The sequence below is a fragment of the Taklimakanibacter deserti genome (genome assembly GCA_003574785.1).
In genome coordinates, this window is sequence record QORU01000003.1 from 396,888 (window position 1) to 420,887 (window position 24,000).

Annotated in this window: 23 protein-coding genes; 18 read left to right on the plus strand and 5 right to left on the minus strand. The window is 62.2% G+C overall.

Features of this window, described 5'->3' with window-relative positions; all coding sequences use genetic code 11:
• Position 1: 1 nt before the first annotated feature.
• Positions 2-1,000, minus strand: a complete 999-nt coding sequence (locus tag DS839_RS08040; protein WP_119269772.1) for an AAA family ATPase — start codon at positions 998-1,000, stop codon at positions 2-4.
• Positions 1,001-1,102: 102 nt separating this feature from the next.
• On the opposite strand from DS839_RS08040, the gene DS839_RS08045 reads away from it, so the two are divergent.
• The 11 genes from DS839_RS08045 to DS839_RS08095 all read left to right on the plus strand — a co-directional run bounded on the left by DS839_RS08045 (position 1,103) and on the right by DS839_RS08095 (position 12,599).
• Complete coding sequence (locus DS839_RS08045; RefSeq protein ID WP_119269928.1) at positions 1,103-1,696, plus strand: DUF1285 domain-containing protein; 594 nt, start codon at positions 1,103-1,105, stop codon at positions 1,694-1,696.
• Positions 1,693-2,328 (plus strand): CoA pyrophosphatase, encoded by a 636-nt coding sequence (locus tag DS839_RS08050; protein WP_119269929.1) that lies wholly within the window; start codon positions 1,693-1,695, stop codon positions 2,326-2,328. The genes DS839_RS08045 and DS839_RS08050 overlap by 4 nt, the downstream gene beginning before the upstream one ends.
• Entirely contained in the window at positions 2,325-3,548 is a 1,224-nt protein-coding gene (locus DS839_RS08055) for a CCA tRNA nucleotidyltransferase (protein ID WP_162918377.1), read from the plus strand. Before DS839_RS08050 ends, DS839_RS08055 begins: the two co-directional genes overlap by 4 nt.
• Entirely contained in the window at positions 3,545-4,564 is a 1,020-nt protein-coding gene (locus tag DS839_RS08060; RefSeq protein ID WP_119269774.1) for a DUF1176 domain-containing protein, read from the plus strand. The genes DS839_RS08055 and DS839_RS08060 overlap by 4 nt, the downstream gene beginning before the upstream one ends.
• Before the next feature lie 12 nt (positions 4,565-4,576).
• Positions 4,577-4,942, plus strand: a complete 366-nt coding sequence (locus DS839_RS08065; protein WP_119269775.1) for a cupin domain-containing protein — start codon at positions 4,577-4,579, stop codon at positions 4,940-4,942.
• A gap of 156 nt (positions 4,943-5,098) precedes the next feature.
• Positions 5,099-6,784, plus strand: a complete 1,686-nt coding sequence (locus tag DS839_RS08070; RefSeq protein WP_119269776.1) for a hypothetical protein — start codon at positions 5,099-5,101, stop codon at positions 6,782-6,784.
• Positions 6,785-6,794: 10 nt separating this feature from the next.
• Positions 6,795-8,945, plus strand: coding sequence for an AAA family ATPase (locus DS839_RS08075; protein WP_162918378.1), 2,151 nt, complete (start codon positions 6,795-6,797; stop codon positions 8,943-8,945).
• The gene (locus DS839_RS08080) at positions 8,942-9,673 is read left to right on the plus strand and encodes a hypothetical protein (RefSeq protein ID WP_119269778.1); all 732 of its coding nucleotides are present in this window, start codon (positions 8,942-8,944) and stop codon (positions 9,671-9,673) included. Before DS839_RS08075 ends, DS839_RS08080 begins: the two co-directional genes overlap by 4 nt.
• Positions 9,674-9,704: 31 nt before the next feature.
• Positions 9,705-10,460 (plus strand): SDR family oxidoreductase, encoded by a 756-nt coding sequence (locus DS839_RS08085; protein ID WP_119269779.1) that lies wholly within the window; start codon positions 9,705-9,707, stop codon positions 10,458-10,460.
• A gap of 3 nt (positions 10,461-10,463) precedes the next feature.
• Positions 10,464-10,874: a dihydroneopterin aldolase gene (gene folB / locus DS839_RS08090; RefSeq protein WP_119269780.1), complete on the plus strand. Its 411-nt coding sequence runs from the start codon at positions 10,464-10,466 to the stop codon at positions 10,872-10,874.
• Between the two features lie 246 nt (positions 10,875-11,120).
• Complete coding sequence (locus tag DS839_RS08095; protein ID WP_162918379.1) at positions 11,121-12,599, plus strand: autotransporter outer membrane beta-barrel domain-containing protein; 1,479 nt, start codon at positions 11,121-11,123, stop codon at positions 12,597-12,599.
• 163 nt (positions 12,600-12,762) lie between these two features.
• Here the strand turns inward: DS839_RS08095 and DS839_RS08100 are convergent, their stop codons facing one another.
• A complete protein-coding gene (locus DS839_RS08100; protein ID WP_119269782.1) occupies positions 12,763-14,067 on the minus strand; it encodes a PucR family transcriptional regulator in 1,305 nt (434 codons plus the stop codon).
• Positions 14,068-14,184: 117 nt separating this feature from the next.
• On the opposite strand from DS839_RS08100, the gene DS839_RS08105 reads away from it, so the two are divergent.
• On the plus strand, positions 14,185-14,499 hold the full coding sequence (locus DS839_RS08105) for a YciI family protein (RefSeq protein ID WP_119269783.1): 315 nt from the start codon (positions 14,185-14,187) through the stop codon (positions 14,497-14,499).
• A gap of 44 nt (positions 14,500-14,543) precedes the next feature.
• Here DS839_RS08105 and DS839_RS08110 read toward each other — a convergent pair whose 3' ends face one another.
• Positions 14,544-15,314 (minus strand): sugar isomerase domain-containing protein, encoded by a 771-nt coding sequence (locus DS839_RS08110; protein ID WP_119269784.1) that lies wholly within the window; start codon positions 15,312-15,314, stop codon positions 14,544-14,546.
• A gap of 6 nt (positions 15,315-15,320) precedes the next feature.
• Positions 15,321-16,025: a GntR family transcriptional regulator gene (locus tag DS839_RS08115; protein WP_162918380.1), complete on the minus strand. Its 705-nt coding sequence runs from the start codon at positions 16,023-16,025 to the stop codon at positions 15,321-15,323.
• Between the two features lie 286 nt (positions 16,026-16,311).
• On the opposite strand from DS839_RS08115, the gene DS839_RS08120 reads away from it, so the two are divergent.
• The 6 genes from DS839_RS08120 (at position 16,312) to DS839_RS08145 (ending at position 22,429) form a co-directional block, all read left to right on the plus strand.
• Positions 16,312-17,610 carry an ABC transporter substrate-binding protein gene (locus DS839_RS08120; RefSeq protein WP_119269786.1) on the plus strand — a complete coding sequence of 433 codons (1,299 nt, stop codon included), beginning with the start codon at positions 16,312-16,314 and terminating at the stop codon, positions 17,608-17,610.
• 86 nt (positions 17,611-17,696) lie between these two features.
• Entirely contained in the window at positions 17,697-18,536 is an 840-nt protein-coding gene (locus DS839_RS08125; RefSeq protein ID WP_119269787.1) for a carbohydrate ABC transporter permease, read from the plus strand.
• Positions 18,520-19,362: a carbohydrate ABC transporter permease gene (locus DS839_RS08130; RefSeq protein WP_162918381.1), complete on the plus strand. Its 843-nt coding sequence runs from the start codon at positions 18,520-18,522 to the stop codon at positions 19,360-19,362. The genes DS839_RS08125 and DS839_RS08130 overlap by 17 nt, the downstream gene beginning before the upstream one ends.
• Positions 19,363-19,370: 8 nt before the next feature.
• The gene (locus tag DS839_RS08135; protein WP_119269789.1) at positions 19,371-20,738 is read left to right on the plus strand and encodes a beta-N-acetylglucosaminidase domain-containing protein; all 1,368 of its coding nucleotides are present in this window, start codon (positions 19,371-19,373) and stop codon (positions 20,736-20,738) included.
• Positions 20,719-21,363: a GNAT family N-acetyltransferase gene (locus DS839_RS08140; RefSeq protein WP_119269790.1), complete on the plus strand. Its 645-nt coding sequence runs from the start codon at positions 20,719-20,721 to the stop codon at positions 21,361-21,363. Before DS839_RS08135 ends, DS839_RS08140 begins: the two co-directional genes overlap by 20 nt.
• Positions 21,347-22,429, plus strand: a complete 1,083-nt coding sequence (locus DS839_RS08145; protein WP_368911342.1) for an ABC transporter ATP-binding protein — start codon at positions 21,347-21,349, stop codon at positions 22,427-22,429. The genes DS839_RS08140 and DS839_RS08145 overlap by 17 nt, the downstream gene beginning before the upstream one ends.
• A 321-nt stretch (positions 22,430-22,750) precedes the next feature.
• Here the strand turns inward: DS839_RS08145 and DS839_RS08150 are convergent, their stop codons facing one another.
• Positions 22,751-23,998: an MBL fold metallo-hydrolase gene (locus DS839_RS08150; protein WP_162918382.1), complete on the minus strand. Its 1,248-nt coding sequence runs from the start codon at positions 23,996-23,998 to the stop codon at positions 22,751-22,753.
• Positions 23,999-24,000: the final 2 nt, after the last annotated feature.

The following is a 24,000-nucleotide window of genomic DNA, read 5'->3' on the forward strand; positions in this document are numbered from 1 at the left end:
TTCAGCTCAACCGCGTCTTCAGGCGGTCGATAACGCTGTCGATCGTCTCACCGTCGGCGCGCGCGCTGAAGGTCAGCGCCATGCGATGCCGGAACACCGGGCCGACAAGGGCGAGAACGTCATCGATGGAGGGCGACAGCCGGCCGCCGAGCAAGGCGCGGGCGCGGGAGCCCAGCATCAAAGCCTGGCTGGCGCGGGGCGACGGGCCCCAGCCGATCGTCTTGTTGACGAAATCATCGGCCTCCTTGCCGGGACGCGCGGCGCGCACCACCGACAGGATGGCATCGGCGACCTGCTCGCCGACCGGCATCAGGCGGACGAGATGCTGGATCTTCATCAACTCGCCCGAGGTGAGCACCGTCGGCGCTTCGTCTTCCTCGGTGCCGGTGGTGGCGAAGAGCATGCGCCGTTCGGCATCGAGCGCGGGATAGGGAATGTCGATCTCGACCAGGAAGCGGTCGAGCTGGGCTTCCGGCAAGGGATAGGTGCCTTCCTGCTCGATCGGATTCTGGGTGGCGAGCACATGGAAGGGCCGCGGCAGGTCGTGACGCACGCCGGCAACAGTGATGTGATGCTCCTGCATGGCCTGCAGCAGAGCGGACTGGGTGCGCGGGCTCGCGCGGTTGATCTCGTCCGCCATCAGCAACTGGCAGAAGACCGGGCCCGGGACGAAACGGAATTGCCGGCGCCCATGCTCGCTCTCATCCAGCACTTCCGATCCCAATATGTCGGCCGGCATGAGATCGGGGGTGAACTGGATGCGCTTTTCCTCGAGGCCGAGAACGCGGCCGAGCGTGGTCGCGAGCTTGGTCTTGGCGAGACCCGGTGCACCCACCAGGAGGCCGTGGCCGCCGGCCAGGATGGCGGTGAGGGAAAGATCGATGACCTCGGACTGTCCGAAGATCACCCGGCCTATGGCCTCGCGCACCTTCTCCAGGCGGCCGGCCATCTGGTCGAGTTCGGAAACAATGTGCTTGTCAGCTTCGTTGATGCTTGCCATGGGGCTCACTATAGTTTGGGCCAAGCCAGTTGCGAAACTTAATCTGGTAGGCCAAATGCCGATTCCGTTAATGAAATCCTTGTGAACAAGCATGGCCTTATCATGACCAAGCCGGCACGCGATCCGGGCAATCCGCTTTCTGGCCTCAAGGAGGCGGAAAAGGCCTCTGGCAAGAAGGGCTTGCCGCCCGTCCATTTATGGAATCCGCCGTTTTGCGGCGATATCGACATGCGCATCGCCCAGGACGGCCTGTGGTACTATCTGAACTCGCCGATCGGCCGTAAGCCACTGATGAAGCTCTTCGCTTCCGTGCTGCGCCATGACGAGGACGGCAAATACTATCTCGTCACGCCGGTGGAAAAATGCGGCATTCACGTCGATGACGCCCCCTTCGTGGCGATCCGGATGAGCGTCGAAGGCCGGGGCCGCGACCAGGTCATTTCGTTCGAGACCAATACGGACGACATTGTCACAATTGACGCGGCGCACCCGATGCGGGTGGCGGTCGAAGATGGAACGGGGGGGCTCAAGCCCTATGTCCTGGTGCGCGGCCGGCTCGAGGCCCTCGTCGTCAGGGCACTCTTCTATGACCTCGTGGCGCTCGGCGTCGTCGAGGGCGAGTGGTTCGGGGTGTGGTCTTCCGGCCGCTTCTGGCCGATGCAGCGGGCAGCCGAGATCGGCGCCGTCCAGCAATGAACGATTTCAAGTTCGACGAGGCGGAGTTCCGCCAGCGCGCCGCGACACGGCTCCTCGCCAGCGCGCCCGACAAAGTGGGGCGCAGCGACGACGACCTCAATCCCGATCTCCGGCTGATCGACCCCGAGCTTCCGATACGCGCCGCGGCCGTGCTCGTTCCGATCGTGCTGCATGAGCCCGAGCTCACCGTCCTCCTCACCCAGCGCACCGACAGCCTCGCGAGCCATGCCGGGCAAGTTGCCTTTCCGGGTGGCAAGATCGATGAGGGCGACAAGGATGCGCTCGCCGCCGCCTTGCGCGAGGCCAGGGAAGAGACCGGTCTCGATGAAAATTATATCGAGCCCTTGGGCTTCCTCGATGCCTATCGGACGCGGACGTCCTTCGAGATCGTTCCGGTGGTGGCTTTGGTCAGGCCGGGTTTCGTTCTTTCACCGCATGAACAGGAGGTCGCCGCCATATTCGAGGTGCCGCTCCGTTTCCTGATGAGCGGTGAAAACCATTTGCGGCACAGCCGCCAATGGCAGGGCAAGGAGAGATATTTCTACGCCATGCCCTATGGCGAGCGCTATATATGGGGCGCTACGGCCGGCATGATCATGAATCTCTACGACCGCCTCTATCGCGCGCCATGAAGACAGCGCCATCGCTCAAGCACGAAGCCTGGCTCACTGACGGCGCCTTGCGGCGCGTGTTCGACGCGCTCGAGGCTGAGGGCGGCGAGGCGCGGGTCGCGGGCGGCGCCGTCCGCAATGCCCTCCTGGGCGAGCCCGTCAACGATATCGACATCGCGACCACGCTCGCTCCGCTGCGGATCATGCAGGCCGGAGACAAAGCGCGCCTCGGCGTCCATCCGACCGGCATCGATCACGGCACCATCACTCTGGTTGTCGGCGGCAAGCCCTTCGAGGTGACGACGCTGCGTGTCGATGTCGAAACATTCGGCCGCAAGGCCCGCGTCGCCTTCACCGACGACTGGCAGGCCGATGCGCTCAGGCGCGACTTCACCATGAACGCGCTCTACTGCTCGCGGAACGGGGAAATATACGATCCTACAAAGGGTTACGCGGACATCCTGCGAAAAAGAGTCAAGTTTGTCGGAAGGCCAGCCGAGCGCATCGAGGAAGATGCGCTGCGCATCCTGCGCTTCTTCCGCTTCCATGCCCGCTATGGCGCGGGCGCACCCGACCGTGACGGGCTCGCCGCCTGCGTGCGGCACAAGGCCAAGGTCAAAGGCCTGTCAGCTGAGCGTATTCGCCAAGAGCTGTTCAAGCTGCTTGAGGCGAAGCGGGCCGCCCCGACCATCAAGCTGATGGCATCGCGCAATGTGCTGAAGGTGCTGTTTACGCCGGCATCCGATCTCAATCCTCTGGCGCGCATGGCGAAGATCGATCAGGCGCTCGGGCTCGAGCCCGACGCCCTGCTGCGCCTGGTCCTGATGGCGAAAGATGCGCTTGCCTTGCGCGAGCGCCTGCGCCTCACCAATACGGAAATGCGCAGGCTCGAAGCGATCGCCCATCACACCGGTGCAACGCCCCGCTTGCGCGAGCGTGAGCGCCGGGTGGTGCTCTACCATCTGGGGCGGGAGGCCTGGCGTGATACCGTGAGGCTCGCCTGGGCCAGATCGAAAGATCCGGCCGCGAGCCAGAAATGGAAGGACCTTCTGGCTTTTGCCGATCAGTGGCCGATCCCGCGCTTCCCGCTTACCGGCAAGGACCTCCTGGCGCATGGCCTCAAGCCAGGTCCGGCGCTCGGCCGTGAGCTCGACCGTCTCGAGGACTGGTGGATCGCCTCGGATTTTGTCGCCGACAAGGAAAGCCTCCTGCGCAAGCTGGAATTGGGGGAGTCCACATGATGCAGCCGCTCCTGCGCGGGCTCACACTGATCATGGCTTTCGGCCTCCTTCCGGCGTTGGCCGTGGCCGAGGTCAAAACCGTACGCGACTGGACGGGCGACTGCGATGACGATCTCGCCTGCACGGCGACCGCTTCGGGGGCGGGCGGCATGGTCATGGGCGGCACCGGCTACCAGTTGAGGTTCAGCCGGGCCCAAGGCGACATGTCCCAATGGTCGATGCGATTCTTCCTCAAGCATGTGCCGCAGCCGAAGGCCGATGGCGAAATGGCCATTTCCGTCGACGGCGGCGCGGCGTTCAGCTTCCATGAGGAATACGGCTATCTGCGCGATGCCGATGGAATCACCTTCGGCCTTGGCGGCGGCAAGGACCTCGACAAGCTCTTCGCCGCGGTCAAGAAAGGCCGGAAGCTCGAGCTTTCCTATGAGACGCCCGACGGCAAGGCGCAGAAGGAGAGCTTCTCTCTGTCCGGCCTCGCGGCGATCCTGCTGTGGATCGACGAGCAGCAGGACCGGGTGGGCAAATCATCGGAGATTTCCTCCCCGCCCGGCGTCGAAGGCGAGGCGAGCTTCACAGCACCGAAAGAGATCCGGGGCAAGATCGAGGCGCGGATAAAGTTCGATTGCGAGCCGCCCGTCCCCAACCGGCCGGACATCGAGAGCTATCGTTTGCCCGGGGGCTACGCGCTCCATGTCGCGCCCTGCTTCGCCGGCGCCTACAACTTCACCCAGCTCTATTTCTTCCAGCGGCGCGATGATCTGCAGCTCATCTATTTCGCCGATTATTATGACGGCTGGAGCGGCACCAATCAGCTGTTCAATTCCGACTTCGATCCCAAGACGGGAAGGCTCGGCGCCTTCTACAAGGGTCGCGGCGTCGGCGATTGCGGCTCGATCGGGCAGTGGGTGTGGTCCGACACGTCCTTCAAGCTCGTCGAGTTCAGCGCCTGGCCGGATTGCGACAACGGCAAGGGCAGCGACGACTGGCCCATCGTCTACAAGCGTCAAGCCAAATGACAGGAGCAAATCATGGCGGACATCATCGTGATGAAGACGGCGGGAAAATCGGCGCCCGAGGTCGAGAAGGGGCAAGGAGAGGGCGAGAAGCTCATCAAGGGGCCCTATAAGACCAAGACCTGGAACCATTTCACCGGCGAGGACGGAAGGCTCTATTCCGGCATCTGGGAATCGAGCCCCGGCAAGGTGAAGATCGACTACAAGGAATGGGAATTCTGCCACTTCATCGAAGGCAAGGCCGTCCTCACCAACGACAAGGGCAAGAAGTGGACGCTCAAGAAGGGGGACGGCTTCCTCATCCCGCCGGGCTTCAAGGGAACCTGGGAGACGGTCGAGAAGGTGAGGAAGCACTATGTGATCCTCATGCCTAAAGCTTAAGCGACCGAAGGCAGGAAACAACAATATCTGTGATGCGGCGCCGGGTTCCGCAAGACCCGGCGCCAAACAAATTTCTGTGCCCGTGGTGCTGGACGGCATGCGGCTTCCCCCCTATATCTGCCCCTGCGACACCTTCCGCCTAGGAGACACCACCACATGGCCGATGCTCCCAAGCCGAAACTCCAGCAGAAAACCGATGTTTCAGACGTGCTCACCGAAGCCGTCCGCCAGCGTCAGGCGGAAAGCAAGGCGGTGCGCCGGGAAGTCAGCGCCGATCCGCGCTTCGCCAATATCGCCGCCAATGCCTTCTTCAAGGTGATGTTCGCCGAGAACACCAGGCCCGAGGCGAAGCGGGCAGAAGTTGCAAAACTGCTCACCTTCGAAGGAACGAAGGAAGAGAACCGCGAGCGGATCAAGGAATTCGAGCTGTTCAAGGAATATCTCCAGAGCCAGCGCGAGGAAATGGCCCAGGAGATCATCCGGCTGACTGACACCGGCACCTTTGCCGAGCTGAAACAGGTCTATGACGACCTCAATACCTCGCTGGTCCAGTTCGACGAGAAGATGCAGCCGCTGACCGACATCATCGATGCGGTCTATACCTTGCGGACGAATGGGCTGACCCTCGAGGCGTTCCAGGAGATCCTGCGCGACAGGAAGCGCGAAGAGGAGCTCCTGCGCATCAAAGAGACCAAGCGGCAGGAATTCGACAAGCTCAAATCGTCGGTCGAGCAGATCCATTCCGATATCGCGGCCCTCGGCGAGAATCGCAGCTTCTTCGGCCTCGGTGGCGTCAAGGAAGAGGCCCGCATAGAGATCGCGCGCAAGAATTCGGAGCTGAAATGGGTCGTCGACACGCTGGACGGCCTTTCGGACGAGCTTGCCCAGCTCGACAAGCAGACGCCGACCGAAAGCGAGCTCGGCGAATATGCCGAGCAGAAGAAGAAGCTGCGCGAGCTTCTCGACATCAGCGCCGACGACCACAAGCAGCGCCAGAAGGACCTGGTCGACGCGGCCGTGAATTTCGTCAACACGGCCAAGACGCGGGTCGGCTCGGTGCGCGAGCATCTCGGCCAGATGAACGACCAGGTGGAGAACCTGTTCGATGCCAACAATATGATGGGCACCGTCTATGCCATCATGAATGAGGGCATCAAGGAAGCTTCCGGGAGCAACCAGAAGAGCAGGGATGCGCTGCAGCCGCCGGCCGAGGGCAGCGAAGACCTGATCGCCAAGATGGCACGCGAGCAGAAGAAGATGGCCATCGAGCAGCATATCACCATGCTCGACGCCTCCGCCGCCGACACGATGGCGACCTATGCCGACCTGACCTCGGGCGCCATCCGCATCAAGACGATGAAGGATGCCGTCGACCAGCAGGCGATCCGGGCGCGCACCATGCACAGCCAGGGCATTTCGGGCGTCGCCGACCGCTTGAGCGTGGTGCTCCAGGCCGTGTCCTCCGCCGCCTTGGGCGAGGCCTCGGCCATGGCCAAGGACACGCTCAATCAAATGGCGCAGAACACCAACAAGGTGGCGCAGAAGGAGAGCATCCGCATCGCCATGGGCATCGAGGAGCAGAATACCGACCTCGCCAAGGCGATCGACGATCTGGGCGCCTATGGCGAGGTGGTGCGGGCGGCGACCAATATCACGCGCGAAGGCCTCTCCGACATGCGCAACAAGCTGGATGAGCTGAAACGGCTGGCCGAGGACGTGCAGGGCGACGTGCAGGATGCGATCGCCGTCAATGCCGACGTCGGACGCCCGGAAAGAGCGAAGGCGACCGCGCCGGCCGCCGGCGAGCCGATACCTTCGCCATTCAAGCTCGGGCGGCATTAGTCGAACCGCCATGAGCTTCCTCACCCGGGGCGAGGACTATCTGGCCAAGGCGCCGAATTTCCGCCTGGTCGGACGCGAGGCCGAGCTCAAGAAGCTGTCGTCGATCCTGGTCAGGAACATGGCGAATTCCGTCCTCCTGGTGGGGCCGGGCGGCGTCGGCTGCACCGCTTTGTGCATGGGACTGCAGGCGATCAAGCGCGACCCCGATGCGCCCTTCGACATCGTCAACAAGCGGTTCTTCTGGCTCGACACCGACGCGCTGTTCTCCTCCGGCGATCCCGTCAGCATCCGCGATTCGTTCCAGCGGATGATGGGCACGCTCGATCGCACACCCGATTCGGTCCTGATCGTCGAGGATACCCGCGACTTCATCGAAGCGGCGCGCAACATCGGCACGCTGCATTTCATCAACGCGCTGTGCCTCGCCATCAAGTCGAAGAAGGCGCAGGTCATCCTCGAGGCCCGCGACGAAGACCTCGACATCATCCTCAAGAGCCATTCGGATTTGCGCGAATTGTTCACGCTCGTCGACCTGGCGGAGCCCGAGGGCGAAGCGCTGTTCAAGATCGTCGCCGAGCGGGCAGAGCATCTGCATCAGTTCCACCGCATCAGGATCGCCGAAAGCGCCTTGCGCACGGCGATCGAGCTCACCTCCAAATACCGCTCGCGCGACGGCGGCATGAACCGCGCCCAGCCCGAGCGCGCCGTGTCGCTGCTCGACCGAGCGCTCGCCACCTACAGGCTCGGCGCCCACCGCCAGCCGCCCGGTCTCGCCGAAGCCGAGGCGGCGAAGCGGGCGGCGAAGACCGAAAAGCAGGCCGCCGAGGCGGACGCCCAGCTGGCGCAGATAGGCACGCGCTGGACCCAAAGCCAGGAGAAGATCAAGGCGCTCTACAAGCGCCAGCGCGACGGCGAGATCGCGGTCATCGAGCTCGAGGAGCAACTCGACAAGCAGATCGAGACGGAAGCTGAGGCGCGGCAATCGCCCGACAGCCAGGTCAGCGAGATCACCGGCCGGATCGCCAAATTCGCGCGCCTGGCCACGGGCGCGGGCCTCGAATCCGACGCGGTCCGCGACCTGCGTGAGCGCATCGGCAAGTTCCAAAGCGAGATCGCGACCAATCGGACGGCCTTCGACGCCTTGACCAAGGAGCTCAACGACCATCTCGAGCTCACGCGCGATATCGTGCTCAGGGAGTTCAGCCAGATCTCCGGCATCTCGGTGAGCAAGCTCAACGAGAACGAGCGCGAGAAGCTGCGCAATCTGGAAGCGGAGCTCAAGGTCCGGATCTTCGGCCAGGACCATGTCGTGCGCGTGCTGTCGAACGCGGTCAAGACGGCGCGCGTGGGGCGCCGCAACCAGGACCGGCCGCAGGCTTCCTTCATGTTCCTCGGGCCCTCGGGCGTCGGCAAGACCGAGATCGCCAAGGCGCTGGCGGCGAGCCTGCTCGATGACGAGAAGGCGCTGACCCGCTTCGACATGTCGGAATATATGGAGAAGCACGCCGTCGCGCGATTGATCGGGGCGCCCCCCGGTTATGAAGGCTTCGAGGCCGGCGGCATCCTGACCAATGCGATGCGCAAGAACCCGCTGCGCGTCCTGTTGTTCGACGAGATCGAGAAGGCCCATCCCGACGTCTTCAACGTCTTCCTGCAGATCCTGTCGGACGGGCGGCTCACCGACAATGTCGGGCGCACGGTTTCCTTCTCCGAGTCGATCATCATCATGACGACGAACCTCGGGCAACCGCATTTCCTCGATCCGAAGCTCAGCGTCGAAGAGGCGAATGCCGAAGCGATGAGGGAGGTCGAGAAGACCTACCGCTCGGAATTCCTCAACCGGTTCTCCGGCCGGCAGAACATCATCTGCTTCAACAAGCTCGATCTTCCCTCGATCGAGAAGATCGTGCGGCGCGAGTTCGACAGCATCGACCGCACCTATGCCCAGGAAGGCATCAAGGTCGAGGTCGCCGAGGCGGATCTCAAGGCCTTCTGCAAGGCGCATTACGACCCGGCGATCGGCGCCCGCGGCCTGCCCGGCTTCATCCAGGCGAATATCGAGCCGATCATCGTCAATATGATCCTCGACAGCGACAAGCGCGGCAAGCTCGAGCTCGCCTACAATCCCAAGCGGGCCGTCTTCGAGATCAGGCAAACATGAGCACGCTGCGCGACGAGGTCGAAGCGCTCAAGAAGAAGATCGCGGACGAGTCCCACGAGAAAGACAAGGTCCATGCGCGGTCGTGGACGGGGCGCACCCAGTATAATCTGACCGCGCTGCATAAATTCGTCTTCCAGGTCGTGCTGGCGCTGAGCTGGATCTATGCGCATGTGATCCGCCCCGTCGCCCGCATCCTGTTCAAGCCGGTCACCTGGCTGTGGCGGCTCTACCGCTTCCTGTGGGACAAGGCGGTTTATTATGAGGACGCCTATCAGAACCGGCAGTTCTCCAAGACGCGCGCCGGTATGTTCCTGCTCCTGTCGGCGGTTTTCGCCTGGTATGTCTTCGTCCCGCTGGTCGTCTTCATCTGCCATGCGCTCCTCTATTTCAGCACGGTCAAGCGCGACGAGATCGTCTATCTGACGAATTCCCAGGAGATCATACCGCATGAGAACGAGCATTCGGTCCAGGGCTGCCATGCGCTTCCCTGCACAGACCAGAACAGCATCTATTTCCGCATTCGCGCCAGCAATTTCAACGAGGCCTGGTCGATCCTGAGCGGCCGTGGCCTGTTCTATCCCGACTATGTCGCGGCGTCAGTGCCGGTCGCGATCAGCCACTGCAAGATCACCTCCTATGGCCTGCGCATCAAGCTTTTGATGCGCGGCCTCGATATCTATCCCGACCTGCTCAAGACCGAATGCACGCCGCTCAGCGAACAGCCTTGAACCGGCTCGAGGAATTGATACAAGCGGCCGGATGACCCGATCCGTCCTCATCACCGGAGCGGCACGGCGCATCGGCCGGCGCATCGCTCTCGACCTCGCCCGCGACGGCTGGGCGGTCGCCATCCATTGCCATTCCTCGCGTGCCGATGCCGAGACGCTCAAGACGGAGATCGAGGCGGGCGGCGGACAGAGCGTGATCGTTCAGGGCGACCTTGCCCGCGCCGATGTGCCGGAGCGCCTGATCGCCGAGGCCAAGAACGCGCTGGGGCCGCTCTCCTGCCTCGTGAACAACGCCTCGCGCTTCGAGCCGGATGAGGCAAGCTCGGTGACGCTCGACAGCTGGACCGCCCATCTCGACACCAATCTGCGAGCCCCGGTCTTCCTGTCGCAGAGCTTCGCCGCGCAAGTGCCGGCGGAAGCGCAAGGCAATATCATCAACATCATCGATCAGCGGGTGTGGAAGCTTACACCCAAATTCTTCTCCTACACCGCCAGCAAATCGGCGCTGTGGACGGTGACCCGGACGCTGGCCCAGGCGCTGGCGCCCAGGATCAGGGTCAATGCCATCGGACCGGGGCCGGCGCTGCCCAATGTGCGCATGGACGAGGAGGATTTCGCCCGCCAGGCCCGCCTGACGCTTCTGAAGCGCGGGACGTCGCCGGAAGAAATCTCGGCGGCGGTCAAATACATATTGTCATCGCCGGCGATGACCGGCCAGATGATCGTTCTCGACGGCGGCCAGCATCTGTTATGGCAGACGCGTGATGTCATGGATGTGAAGGAATAGGCGATGAGCGGGAAGGGCGAGGCCAAGATCACGCACCATGTGGCGAGCGGCAAAGCCCGCCTGCGCCATGTCTTCGTCAAGGACCTGATCGTCGACGCGCTCATCGGCATCTATCCGGAAGAAAAGACGACGCGCCAGAAGATCATCGTCAATATCGACCTCTCGGTGAAGGAAGGCGATAACCCGTTGAGCGACGACATCAAGAACGTCGTCAGCTATGAGATCGTGGTGAAGAAGGTCGAGGAGATCGTGGCGGCGGGTCATGTCGGTCTCGCCGAGACGCTGGCCGAGCTCATCGCAGCGGCGTGCCTGCGCGACAAGAGGGTGATGGCGGCGCGGGTGCGCATCGAGAAGCCGGACGTCATTCCCAATGCACGCAGCGTCGGCGTCGAGATCGAAAGACTCAGGGACTGATCGCCTAGATCACGCACGTTTGTCTGCTACCGAGGCGAAAGCGGCTATTGTCGGAGACAGTTGCCATGTCGCGTAGGGGCCAAGAGCGGACGTTTACCGGAACGTTTATCGGAGTTAGCCCGCCCTGTGAAAAAGGTGTATTGATGCAACCCCTCGACGATGGCCACTTTCGGCGAATCTTTACCACCGGCTAAGTCGCAGGCGGAGTGTGGGCGGCGATGCGTTTCAAGCGAAGGGAGAGGCGTCGTGGCTCAAGTAAAAGGATTCGATCCGGCAATCAGTGGGCAGCAGCCCGAAGATATCAACGGAAATCCGGTCCCGGTCGGGGTTTGGGGTGATTCCAACATAGGCGGCGGTGTGTTCGGCACGAGCGGAGTGCTGCCGCAAGGCACCAGCATTCCGATCGATCCACCGGCCGGCGTCGAGGGACACGGAGTAGACGGCCCAGGCGTGGTCGGCCGCAGTCTTAACGACAGTGGCGTAGTCGGCGAAAGCCCCGGTGCGCCGGGAGTGCTCGCCCGCAGCATTACCGCGTCCGGACTGCTCGGCGTGACATTCAGTCCCGACGATGGCTCGCAGGGAGTCTTCGGTTCTTCCACGACCGGCGGCAACGGCGTGACCGGTTTCGTCGGCGGCGCAACGGGCACTATCGGAAGCAGCGTTCGCGGTATCGGTGTGCGCGGCACGACCGGCACCGGAGCGGCCGGTGTCCTCGGCCAAACCTTTGGTGGTAGCAGCGGCAGTCCGGGTCCGGCAGTGCTCGGCAGGAGCGATGTCGGCGTGGGCGTCAGCGGCTTCAGCGGGTCCACCGACGCCACCAAAGGTCTCACCTTCGGCGAAGGCTACGGCCACTCTTCTCTTCATTTCTCCGCCAAGTCGGGCGGCGGGGTGCTGGGTGTCAGCGTGCTAGGTAATGGCGTCGAAGGATTCACTTTCAGCTCCAGTCGCGACAAGCCCGACGTGGCGGCCGTGCGTGGCCAGAGTGCCAATGGCTTCGCTGGCCTCTTTGTCGGCAGGGTCCGCGTCACCGGGCATCTGCAGAAGGCCGGCGGCGGTTTCACCGTGGACCACCCGACGGATCCAGCGAACAAATACTTATCGCACTCGTTTGTCGAATCTCCAGAGATGCTCAACGTCTATAGCGGCACAGTGACCACTAACCGCGCAGGCGTGGCCCGGGTGCGGCTGCCGGCGTATTTCGAAGCACTCAACCGCGACTTCCGTTATCAGCTCACCGTGATCGGCGCGTTCGCCCGCGCCATGGTTTCCAAAGAGATCAAAGACAACGAATTCGAAATCCGGACCGACCCCGGCCGAGTGAAAGTCTGCTGGCAAGTCACCGGGGTCCGCAAGGACGCCTGGGCCGAAGCAAACCGCTTGCCCGTTGAGGAGACCAAGCCGAAGGCGGAACGCGGCCGATATTTGCACCCCGAATTGTTCGGGAAGAAGGCCCGCGCCGTTCATCCCGTACCGGCCCCCCAGATACCCGATGCGCTGCCGGAAAAGCTGCGCGATCGGGCAGAAAAGACGCTGTACGATCTGGCGAATGGGGGTGCCACCGGCAAGGATCTGCACGCGATCCTCGACCAAGCCAAACGTTCATTCGGCCAAGAAGCCGCAGCCGGGCGATCACGCTTCGAGATGCAGTGGCGCGTGGTGCAGGAAAGCCTGGAGGCTATGCCGATGGTGCGTCCGTCGGCGCCTAAGCGCAAGCGCAAGCGCTAGCGCTCGACTGCAACGTCCCGCATCGTCTGCTCATGATACTGCTGTACAGATGATTGATACAGATCACGATCACTTCAGGTCGGTCGACCTGAAGTGATAAACGTGTTCGGAATCTTATAATTGGCGCGTGATCGGACGGAAAACCGGTGCCCACTTTTCCTGATCACGCGCTACGTGCATCCGCTGCCGCGCAATCGGCGCCGAGCAGCAGCTCCGTCAGGTCGTGATAGCGTTGACCGTCGAGTCCGGTCAGCTCCCGGATGCGCTCGATCCGGGTGTAGACCGTATTCGGGTGTTTGCCGAGGATGCGGGCGGCCTTCTGCATATTCATGTCGGCGTCGGCGAGGGCACGTAAAGTCCGGATGAGAGCGCCGCCCGCCGCCCTATCCGCGTTGACGAGGAGCGCCACCCAGTTCGGGGCTGAGGATTTCACATATTCGGTGCCACGATGAACCAGCAGGCCGCGTATAGGCAGGCCTGCGAATTGCACGACGCGGTTCTCCACGTCGGCGAAATCGAGAGCGATCGTCGCTTCATGCAGGGCTTTTGGGAGAAAGGACGTCGAGGGATGATCGGCGCTGACGCCGACAAGAACAGCCGGGCCCAGGACCAGAAGCATCGGGTGGATGCGCAGGGCGAGGTCGGCCTGCGGCGCCGTCCAGCCCGATTGCCGCCGTCTGGCCGAGACCACGGCGACCACAGCGTTGTTGCGCATCCCGACGAGCATCCGGACCGGCAGGGCAGCCAGCGCTTGGGACAATGCATCGGCGATGCGCTCGGCGCGTGCCGGGTTCTCCATCTCGGCGGCGTTGACGGGCTGAACGACGGCGATGCAATAGGCCTGGCGCTGCTCGAGATAGCCAGCGCGTTTCAAGAGCCGGGCGACACGGCCGTCTGATTCATCATAGCCGTTGAGGAGGATGTTGAAGAGCTCGCTGCGGCGATCCCCCTCGGCTTCCGCGAGCGCGCGCGTGTGATCGACATATTCGGCCGTGACGATGGAGCTGACGGTGTCGGTGTATTCGATGGCAAAGTCGGCGACCGCGGAGACCGCGTCTTCGAGGTTACTGCAGCCTGAGGCAAGGGCGGCATCGCGCATCCAGTGCGACAGGATTCGATGGCCGCAGCGATAGGCGTGCAGGATCGCCTCGAGCGGAAATCGCTGTGCGGCGCGACGATGCGCATGGTCCTTGACGAAATCGAAGCCTTGGGCTTCGCCGCCCGCAAACAGCCGCCGGATTTCATCGATATGCTCGCACGTATGACGCGCGAGCTCCGGCACCACGTCGGGATTGCCTGAATTGGAGAACGCCGGAACTTCCGCCAGCACGGCGTCGCTGAGCATGCCGCTCATCTTTTGCAGGCTGCGCTCGAGGGGCTCTCGAGCGGCGGGAAGGACGCCGGTCTCGGCGAGCCGCTCCAGGGTCCGCCGAAACACCGCATATTCGGAAGGTCGATCGCCTGGCATTGTGAAGTCTTCACAATCGAAGGCGCAAATTTATCAGAATACCTGCCATGTTCAAGGGTTTATGCTGGTGATAATTCACAGTGAGGGACGCAAGCCAAAGCAGCGGAGGAGCAGCACATGGCGAAGTATCTGTTTGTCTATCATGGAGGAAAGCCGCCGACGGATCCTGCCCAGATCCAGGAGGTCATGAATGCCTGGGGCGCCTGGTTCGGTTCGCTCGGCGCCGCGGTGATCGACGGCGGCAATCCTGTCGGCAAGTCGAGCACCGTCAGGTCGGATGGCTCGCTCGCCGACGGTGGCGGCGCCAATCCGGCAAGCGGCTACAGTCTGATCGAGGCGTCGAGCCTCGATGACGCGCACAAGAAGGCCAAGGGTTGTCCGCTGCTCAAGGCAGGCGGCACCATCGAGATCGCCCAGGCGATGGACATGTAGGATTTGCGATACGATGCAGGGGGACGCGAGGGCGTCCCTCTTATCTACAACCCGCGAATACGGGCGCGCCAGCGCTTCACGATTTCCTCGGCATCGGCGCTGCCGCCGCCGACATTGGCGCTGCGATAGATGTCGACATCGATGCCGCGCCGCGCCAGGTTGGCCACCGCTTCCGCCATGATCGCATTGACGATGAAGGCGCCGGATATGGTCGAGGTCGAGCCCATGCGCTTGTCGGAATTGGGAATGGTCAAACAGGCATCGCCATAGGGCGCGTGATTGTCGATGACGAGATCGGCGACCTCATGCAGCATGCGCCCGCTCTTGTGGCGCGAGGTGACACGGGCGGCATGATCGCTCGAGGTTATGGCGATCGTCCTGGCGCCTTTCTCGCGGGCGAAGAGGGCGGCCTCGATCGGAAAGGCGTTGCGGCCCGAATTGGAGGCGATGAGGACGACGTCCTTGGGGCCGATCGGATAGTCCTGCAGCACGACCCGGGCATAGCCTTCGAGCCGTTCGAGCACGGTGGAGCGATGAGCGCCCTGATGCAGCATGAGTGCCGGATCGAGGATCGCCTGGACCGGAGCGGCCCCGCCGGCGCGATAGAACACCTCCTCGGCGATCATGTGGGAATGACCGCTGCCGGTGACATAGACGAGGCCGCCTTGCGCCAGCACGTCGGCTATCCATTCCTGCGCCTTGGCCAGCTTGTCACGCTGTGACGAAACCAACTCCTTCAGCATCGCGGTGATGCTGTCGTAATATTCGTCGGTCAGCGTCGTCATGCCGGTCGTGCCACCCCTCACATCATTCATCGACACTCATTCCGTGATCTCGGCGATATATTCGTAGCGGTCGCCGCGATACCAGCTCATGGCATCTTCGAGCACATTGCCGGCGGCGCCATAGCCGATGCGGTGGATGGCGAGCACGGCGGCACCGGGCTTGACGCCCAGATGCTCGGCAATGTCCGCCGGCACCTCGGTCGCCTTGAGGCTTTGCATGATGCGCCGCGGCCGCCCGCCCATCGCATCCATGCGGGCGTAGAGCGAACCCGTTCCGTCATAGTCGGCGCCGACCGCCTGCAGCGGGAAGATCGAACGGTCGAGGCCCATCACATCGTCATCCACCTGGCGCAGGCGGGTGAGCATCATCATCTGCGTGCCGAAGGGCAGGCCGGTGCGAAAAGAGATGTCGGGGGGCACCGGCATCACCTTGAGCTCGAGAATGCGCGAGGTGGGCTTGAGGCCGCGGCTCAGCATGTCATCGGTGAAGCCGGTGAGCCGGGTGATCGGCTTGAAGATGCGGTTGGCGATGAAGGTGCCGGCGCCGGGACGCGTCGCCACATAGCCGTCCTTGGCCAGCTGCTCGAGGCTCTGGCGCAAGGTCGAGCGCGAGACACCGAGCTCATGCGCGAATTCGCGTTCGGGCGGCAAGGGCCGCCCGGCTCCCAAAGTGCGATCCTCGATCGCGGACGTCATCGCCATGACCAGCCGGATGCCGAGCGGGCCTGTCAAATTATCCATGCGGCGGCGGATTTCCTGAGTCTCAGTCATTGGCACCGGTTTGTGGAACTTGCTCACCATAAGGTGATCCGATGCCGATGACAATACCGGTATGGTTTTGGAGCGCTCCATTTCGGCCCGGTAAGGTTGTGATATTGCATGATAAATTCAGAATATGTGAAGTATAACAACATGATGAGTTTACTTATCGTAAGGGCAGAATATTTCCGGAAGATCATTATAAAACCCTGGACTAATACAGAGCAGTCCGATAGCATGCCAAAAACATACCAGTACGGAGGATGTGATGATGGCCAGGAAAGAGCGCGCATACAGGGCTTTTCCACTCTTGGCCCTGGGCTCGCTCCTCTTCGGCAGCATCGCCATCGCCACCCATGGCGCCGAAGCCGGCGAAGTCCGCATCACCCATTCGATCACCGGCGGCGCCCAGAAGGAGGCGCTCGACTCGATCATCGCCGATTTCGAGAAGGCCAATCCCGGCATCAAGATCAAGCAGATCGTCTATGACGACGATCTCTATTCCGACACCGGCCTCATCACCCAGCTCAAGAGCTCATCGCCGCCCGAGATCTATTTCCAGTGGGCGGGTGCGCCCATCGGGCGCGATGCCCGCGAAGGCTTCGCGATGGATCTCACCGCCGCCATGGGCGAAGCGGGCTGGAAGGACAGCTTCATCGCGCCGGCCTTCTCAAGCCAGATGGGCGCCGTCAATGACGGCAAGCCCTATCTCGTGCCCATCACGCTCGATGTCACCAATGTCATCTGGTACAACAAGCAGCTCTTCAAGGAAGCGGGCATAGAGGCGCCCAAGGATTGGGCGGCGCTCGTCGATCTGACCACGAAGCTCTCGGGCTCCGGCAAAACGCCGTTCGTCATCGGCAATCAGGAATTATGGCCGCTCGGAAACTGGGCATCGCATATCGCGTCCCGCGTCGTGCCGCCCGCCGATTACGAAGCGGCCTTCCGCCTCGATAAGCCCTTCAACACGCCCGACTTCGAAAAGGCCCTGACCCTCGTCGATGAATTGCGCAAGGCCCAGGGCTTCAACAAGGACATCGCCGGATTGGGCGCCGACCCGGCGATGAACACCTTCTTCCAGGGGGCCGCCGTCATGCATCCGATCGGCTCCTGGCTCGTCTCCTCGGCGGCGGAGCTCGCCGACAAGGATTTCGACTATGACGAGTTCAACACCCCGCTGATCGATCCCGCACATCCGTTGAAGGACAGCGTGATCGGCACGCTCACCGGTTTCGCCGTCGGCGCCAAGAGCGCAAATCCGCAAGAGGCGCTGACGTTCCTGCGTTTCTTCACCACCCCCGAAAACCAGGTCAAATGGGCCGAGGCCGGCAGCTTCAGCCCGGTCAAGGGCGTGATGGAAAAGGCCAAGCTCGACCCGAAGACGAAGGCCATGGCCGATCTTCTCAACACCGCCCAGTCGCTCGTGCCGCCGCCCGACACGACCTATCCGGTCGAAGTGGCGGAAGCCTATTACCAGGCCGCGGCCTATGTGGCGGGCGGCGAAAAGACGCCTAAAGACGCGCTGATCTGGCTCGACGACCGCGTGAAAGGCATGCGCAAGCAGTGACCGGGAGCGGCTCTGGGAACCATTCCACGAACTCCGAAAGTGCGACAGGAGCGATAAGGGCCGGTACGACGGGAATACTCTTCGTCGTGCCGGCACTTGTCTTATATGCGGCCTTCGTCCTGTGGCCGCTCGCATCTTCGATCTATTATTCGATGACCGACTGGGACGGCATCGGCCAGGCGCGCTGGATCGGCTTTGCCAATTTCGAGCGCGCCTTCAGCGACAAGATCCACCTCGCCTCCTATCTCCATGTCAGCCTCTACATATTGGGCACGCTCGTCTTCGAGGTGAGCTTCGGCCTCTTCATGGCGGTGCTGCTCAACAGCGACCGGCCCGGCTTCGCGACACTGAGGGCGCTGTTCTTCTCACCCGTGGTCCTCTCCATGTCGGCGGCGGGCGTCCTGTGGACCTTCGTCTTCGACTACCGCACCGGCATCGTCAATGCCGCGCTCACCAATCTCGGCCTCGCCAGTTGGGCGCAGCCCTGGCTGTCGCAGCCCGCAACCGCGCTCCTCTGCGTCATGCTGGTCTCGGGCTGGAAGTTCGCCGGCCTCTACATGATCCTGTTCTTCGCAGCGTTGAGGCGCATTCCGCGCCATCTCTATGAAGCAGCACGGCTCGAAGGGGCCGGCGCCATCTGGTGCTTCTTCAAGATCACGCTGCCGCTCCTCAAGCAGAATGTCCTCGTCGCCGTGCTGCTCGCCGTCACCGGCGGCTTCGCCGGCTTCGACCTGTTCTTCACCATGACCGACGGCCAGCCCTACAATTCGACGGAAGTGCCGGCGACCTGGATCATGAAGCAGGCCTTCGACAATGATCAGCTGGGCTACGGCATCGCGCTCACCGTGATCCTCACCATCGTCGTCTGCCTGATCTCGCTCGTCTATCTGCGTTATGCGGAGCGGGGCCATGTCGTCGAATATTGACGCTAGGCCAAGATCGTCCGGCGAATGGCTGCAATTCGGTCTCGGCAGCGGCATCGTCGCGGTGATGTGCTTCCCGGCGGTCTGGATGGTCTATTCGGCCTTCAAGTCCAATCGCGAGATTTTCCGCTCGCCTTTCGGGCTGCCGGCGGAATGGCGCTGGGAAAATTTCCTGAACGCGTGGAACGAAGGCGGGCTCGGCGCGCTTTTCCTCAACACCATCATCGTCAGCGGGGTTGCCGTGACCTTTTCCGTGCTCTTTGCCAGCATGGCGGCCTATGCCTTCGCACGGCTGGAATTTCCCGGACGCCGCCTCCTGTCGCGGCTCTTCCTGGTGGGGCTCCTGCTGCCGCCGCCCGCCGTCGCCATCGCTCTGTTCACGCAATTGAGCGCCCTCGGCCTCATCAACACCTTGTGGGCCCTCATTCTCACCAATGGCGCCTGGGTGCTGGCGCTCACCACCTATCTGCTCGGCGGCTATTTCAAGACGCTGAAGCGCGAGATGGAGGAGGCCGCCCTGCTCGAGGGCGCCAACCGGTTCCAGATCTTCTGGTACGTGGTCATGCCGATGGTGAAGCCGGCGATGATCACCGTCGCCATTCTCAATGCCATCAATATCTGGAACGAGCTCCTGTTCGCGCTGCTGTTCATCAGCGACGACGACAAGCGCACGCTGCCTGCCGGCATCGTGCGCTTCTCGGGCTATCACTCGACCGATTACAGCCTCATCTTCGCGGCCCTCACCATCACCACCATACCGATCATGATCTTCTATTTCGCCTGCCAGCGGCATGTCATGCGCGGTCTCGTCGCCCAGGTCGCGGAGTGAAAGCGAGCATGTTCTATAGCGGCGTCATCGAGGGGTTCTACGGCCGGCCATGGTCAGGGGCGCAGCGCGTCGAGATGCTCGACTGGATCAAGGCCTCAGGCTTGAATGTGTTCGCCTATGCGCCCAAGGACGACATCAAGATCAGGGCGCGGTGGCGCGAGCTCTATGACGAAAGGGAGGCGAAGAGCCTCGCCGATCTCGCCCAGGCCGCCAAGGCGCGGGGCGTTGCGCTCATGGGCGCCGTCTCGCCCTGTCTCGACATCCGTCACGGCGATCCGGGTGAAGTCGAGGCACTCAAGCGCAAGCTCGGCCAGCTCGACGCCTTGGGCATGCGCCTTTTCGTGCTCCTCTTCGATGATGTCCCGAGCGTTCTGGGTGCCGAAGACCAAAGGCTTTTCCCGTCCTTTGCCGCGGCACAGACACATGTCGCCAACGCGGCGCATGATTTCGTGAAGGGGCTCGGCCCTGACCGCAAGCTGTTCTTCTGCCCGACCGAATATTGCGGGCGGATGGCCGGCGGCGATGTGCGCCGGTCGGCCTATCTCAATGAGATCGGCGCCAGGCTCGCGCCCGGCATCGAGATCTTCTGGACGGGGCCTGAGATCGTGTCGGCGGAAATCACGGCCCAATCCTTGCATGAGGTAGCCCAGGTGCTCCGGCGCAAGCCGGTGATCTGGGAGAATTTCCATGCCAATGACTATGACATCCGGCGTGTGCATCTGGGGCCCTTGGGCGGGCGCAGAAACGACATCGTGACCGAGATCTCAGGTTTCATCACCAACCCGAACAATGAATTCGAAGCCGATTTCCCGGCCGTCCATACACTGGGACAGTTCCTGAACGGGGTGTCCTATGACGAGACAACGGCGCTCAGCGCGACATGCCGGGCCTGGCGGCCAAGGTTTCGCTATGCCTCGTCGGATAAGGCACGGCTTCTCGATCAGGATCAGATCGAACTGCTGGCCGATCTCCTCTACCAGCCGTTCCAGCCGGGGCCGCGATCGCGCGACATCGTGGCGACCGCGCGCCGCCTTCTCGCCGAAGCTCATGCATCCGAGACCTTGAACTGGAAGAGGGGGCTCGCGACGATCCACGATTTCCTCAAGCGCGTCTCAAAACTCTTCGACGACCTCACCGAGATCGGAAATCGTGATCTCTTCTACACATTCCAGCCCTATCTGTGGGAATGCCGCGAGGAGCTTCTGACGCTCACCCACTATCTCGACTGGCTGGCGACGAAGCCCGCCAAGGACGCGCATTTCCCGCACCACGATCGTCTGCCGAACACTTATAGGCAAGGTTTCGCCCAAGCCCTCCAACAACTCCTGCAGCGTGATCCCAATGGACATTACACCCATGAATCTCGAGTCCTATAGCCTGCGTGCCGCGACGGCCGACGATCTTCCGGCACTTTACCGCGTGTGCTTGAGGACCGGCGATGCCGGCAAGGACGCGACCCATCTCCAGGACGACCCGGACCTCCTGGGCGAGGTCTTTGTCGGGCCTTATGTGATGCTCGAGCCCGATCTTGCCTTCACGCTCCAGGGACCGCGCGGTCCCGCGGGCTATGTCCTGGGCGCCCTCGATACGAGGGACTTCAACAAGCGGCTCAAAACCCACTGGCTGCCGAGATTGCAGAAGCTGCACGCCGATCCGGGCGAGGATTCAGGCCTTTGGCGGGGCAGCGACTGGGTGCGCCATGCGCTGCATCACCCATTCCTCGAGTTCCCGCCGGTGCTCCATCCTTACCCGTCGCATGTCCATATCGATCTCCTGACGGAAGCGCGCGGCCAGGGCATCGGGCGCCATCTGATGCAGACGATCCTGGAAGAGCTGGCGCGGCTCGGCTCGCCCGGCGTACATCTCCAGGTGAACCCGAAGAACGCCGCCGCCCAGTCCTTCTACCGCAATCTCGGCTTCATCCCCCTCTCGTCGGCCGATCTTCCGAACGATACGCTGTTCATGGCGTATCGGTTCGAGGACGATGATGGCGCATATTGAGTTCGATCATGTCTACAAGGATTTTGGCGGCACGCCGGTTCTCGAAGATGTAACGCTCGGGATCGAGGCGGGCGAGCTCTGCGTCTTTGTCGGTCCTTCGGGCTGCGGCAAGTCCACACTTTTGCGCCTGGTGGCCGGACTCGAGACCGTCTCGGCCGGCGAGATCAGGCTCAATGGCGCGCGTGCCAACGAGCTGGCGCCTTCTCAGCGCAATGTCGCCTTGGTGTTCCAGACCTATGCGCTCTTTCCGCATATGACGGTCGCCGAGAATATGGGCTTCGGCCTCAAGGTCAGAGGCGTTCCGGCGCCGGCGCGGAGAGGCAAGATCGCCGAGGTCGCGAAAGCGCTGCAGCTCGACGGGCTGCTCGAGCGCAGGCCGGCGCAGCTTTCGGGCGGCCAGCGCCAGCGCGTCGCCATCGGGCGCGCCATGCTGCGCGACCCGCAGGTCTATATGTTCGATGAACCGCTCTCCAATCTCGATGCCGCGCTGCGCAGCCAGACGCGGCTCGAGATCGCGAGGCTGCATCAGATGACCAGGCGCAGCATGATCTATGTCACCCATGACCAGGTCGAAGCGATGACGCTCGCCGACCGGATCGTGGTGCTCAATCGCGGAAGGGTCGAGCAGATCGGCTCGCCGATGGAGCTCTACGATCATCCGGCCAACAGCTTCGTCGCGAGCTTCATCGGCTCGCCGAAGATCAATTTCCTGGAGGCGGTCGTCAAGTCGTCGACAGGGCAGGGGACGCGGCTCGAGCTCGGCGAGACGGTTCTCGAGGTGAAGGGCATGGACGCTCGGCCCGGCGACAGGATCACAATTGGCTTGAGGCCCGAGCATCTCTCCGCCGGCCGGGGCGAAGGGGAGATTCTGTTCACGGCAGAGGTGGCGCTCGTCGAAAGGCTGGGCGGCGAAACGCTCATCTATGTGAAGCCCAACAGCGGCGGCGATCTTCTCATCATCAAGACGACCGGCAAGACCGCGCTCAAGCCGGGCGAGCGGATTCCCGTCGCTGCGGCGCGCGAGCACATGCATCTCTTCGCCGCTAACGGACGCAAAGTTTCTTGAGTCGGAACAGAAACTTACGAGCGCAAGCTCACAAACTGATACAAACTCAGCCATTGGCGATCGTGGTCTGGCTAGCGATCGAAGCTCAGGGGCTATCGACAGCGAATACCCCGCACGGCCATACGCCAGATCAAGTGGGCCATACTTAGCTGGGTGCCTTATGGTCTTAGGCGTCCCACAAATCGAGATTGAACGCCCAGACCCTCGGCCAGAGTACTGACATGGCGTTTCATTCCTCGAGATCGTCCAGGACAAGCCCTCCGCCGAAATCGGAAATGCACTGTCACCGAAATCCGAATCTCTGATTTAGCTCGGAAGGTTTCAATTCAGATCGCACCACTGGCCATCGACGCACATTATCACGTTGGAAAACAGGGCAGAAAAGCGGTTCGGATGCAGGGTATGAATGGGAACAACCATGCGTGCAGCAATACGATTTGCAAATTCCACCAAATCAGAAACATGCGCATGCCCGGAGGTATGCTGAATCTCAAAACCCATTCCATGCTTTTCGCACCACTTGCGCAAGTCGGGCTCCCCTCGATCAAGGTAGCCGGGCCAAAGCGACCAAATGAGCCGCCCACCGCCTAAAGCTCCGATTTTTTCAACGTCATCAACCATCGACCCTCGAAACATCATTACCCACCGCTCTGGTGAAGCTCCAATTTCGGAAGAGTAGATTCGGCAACTACGGTACGGGTCGACAAGGTCGAACCTTCCTCCCCTGACTATTTGCAATTTTTGTCGCTTCGGCAAGAACACTCGGATCCCAGATGTGCCTGAGGACGGCATTGGCAAAGACTGTAGCGCTAGTCCATCGAGGATACCGGCCATGTAAACATCGACGATAAGCTGTCTGCCAGAGCGCAATGTCGCCTTGTAGCAAGTCACGAAGCGATCGATATTTTGCGCCGAGAAGCAGGCTAGTACTAAACCCTTTGTGCTCGAAATTGAAGCTGCGATGCTTGTTTCAAGCTGGGCCTCAGTTACCGGTTCGGGGTCCCATTGCCGCCCAATTACCGTTCCTTCCATCAACAACGCATCAACCTTATCTGGTGGCTGTGACAAAAAGGAATCGAAGGCCCAAGTCTTCCTACCGTGCGCGCGGAAGTCGCCACTGTAGAGCAGCCGTCGGCCGTCGGCTTCGACCAATACGCAGTAAGCATCGAACCCCGAATGATCCATCAGGTAGGGCGTGACGAGGAAGGGCCCAATTCCAAGCGTTTCCCGGTTGCGGTAAATCGTGACCTTTTGAGGAAAAGCCTGTGTGGTGAATGGCGCAGCCGCGTTCAGCAGCTTGCGCGCTCCATCGCCCATGAATACCGGAATTGACGGGTGGCAGCTTGCCAACAATCCGTAGTGATCACCGTGCGGGTGGCTCAGGACGATGCCGACAAGGTCCGGGTTGCTTCCATTCGCCAGTCCAGCGACAGGTGGCAGCAACTCCCTGTCAGGCCCATCAGCATCCAACGGCAAGCCCAGATCGAGGAATAGCGATTTTCCGGCAGACTGCACCTCAACGCAGTTGCCGCCGATCTCTGTGGCGCCCCGGTGAATACGGAATCGCATCG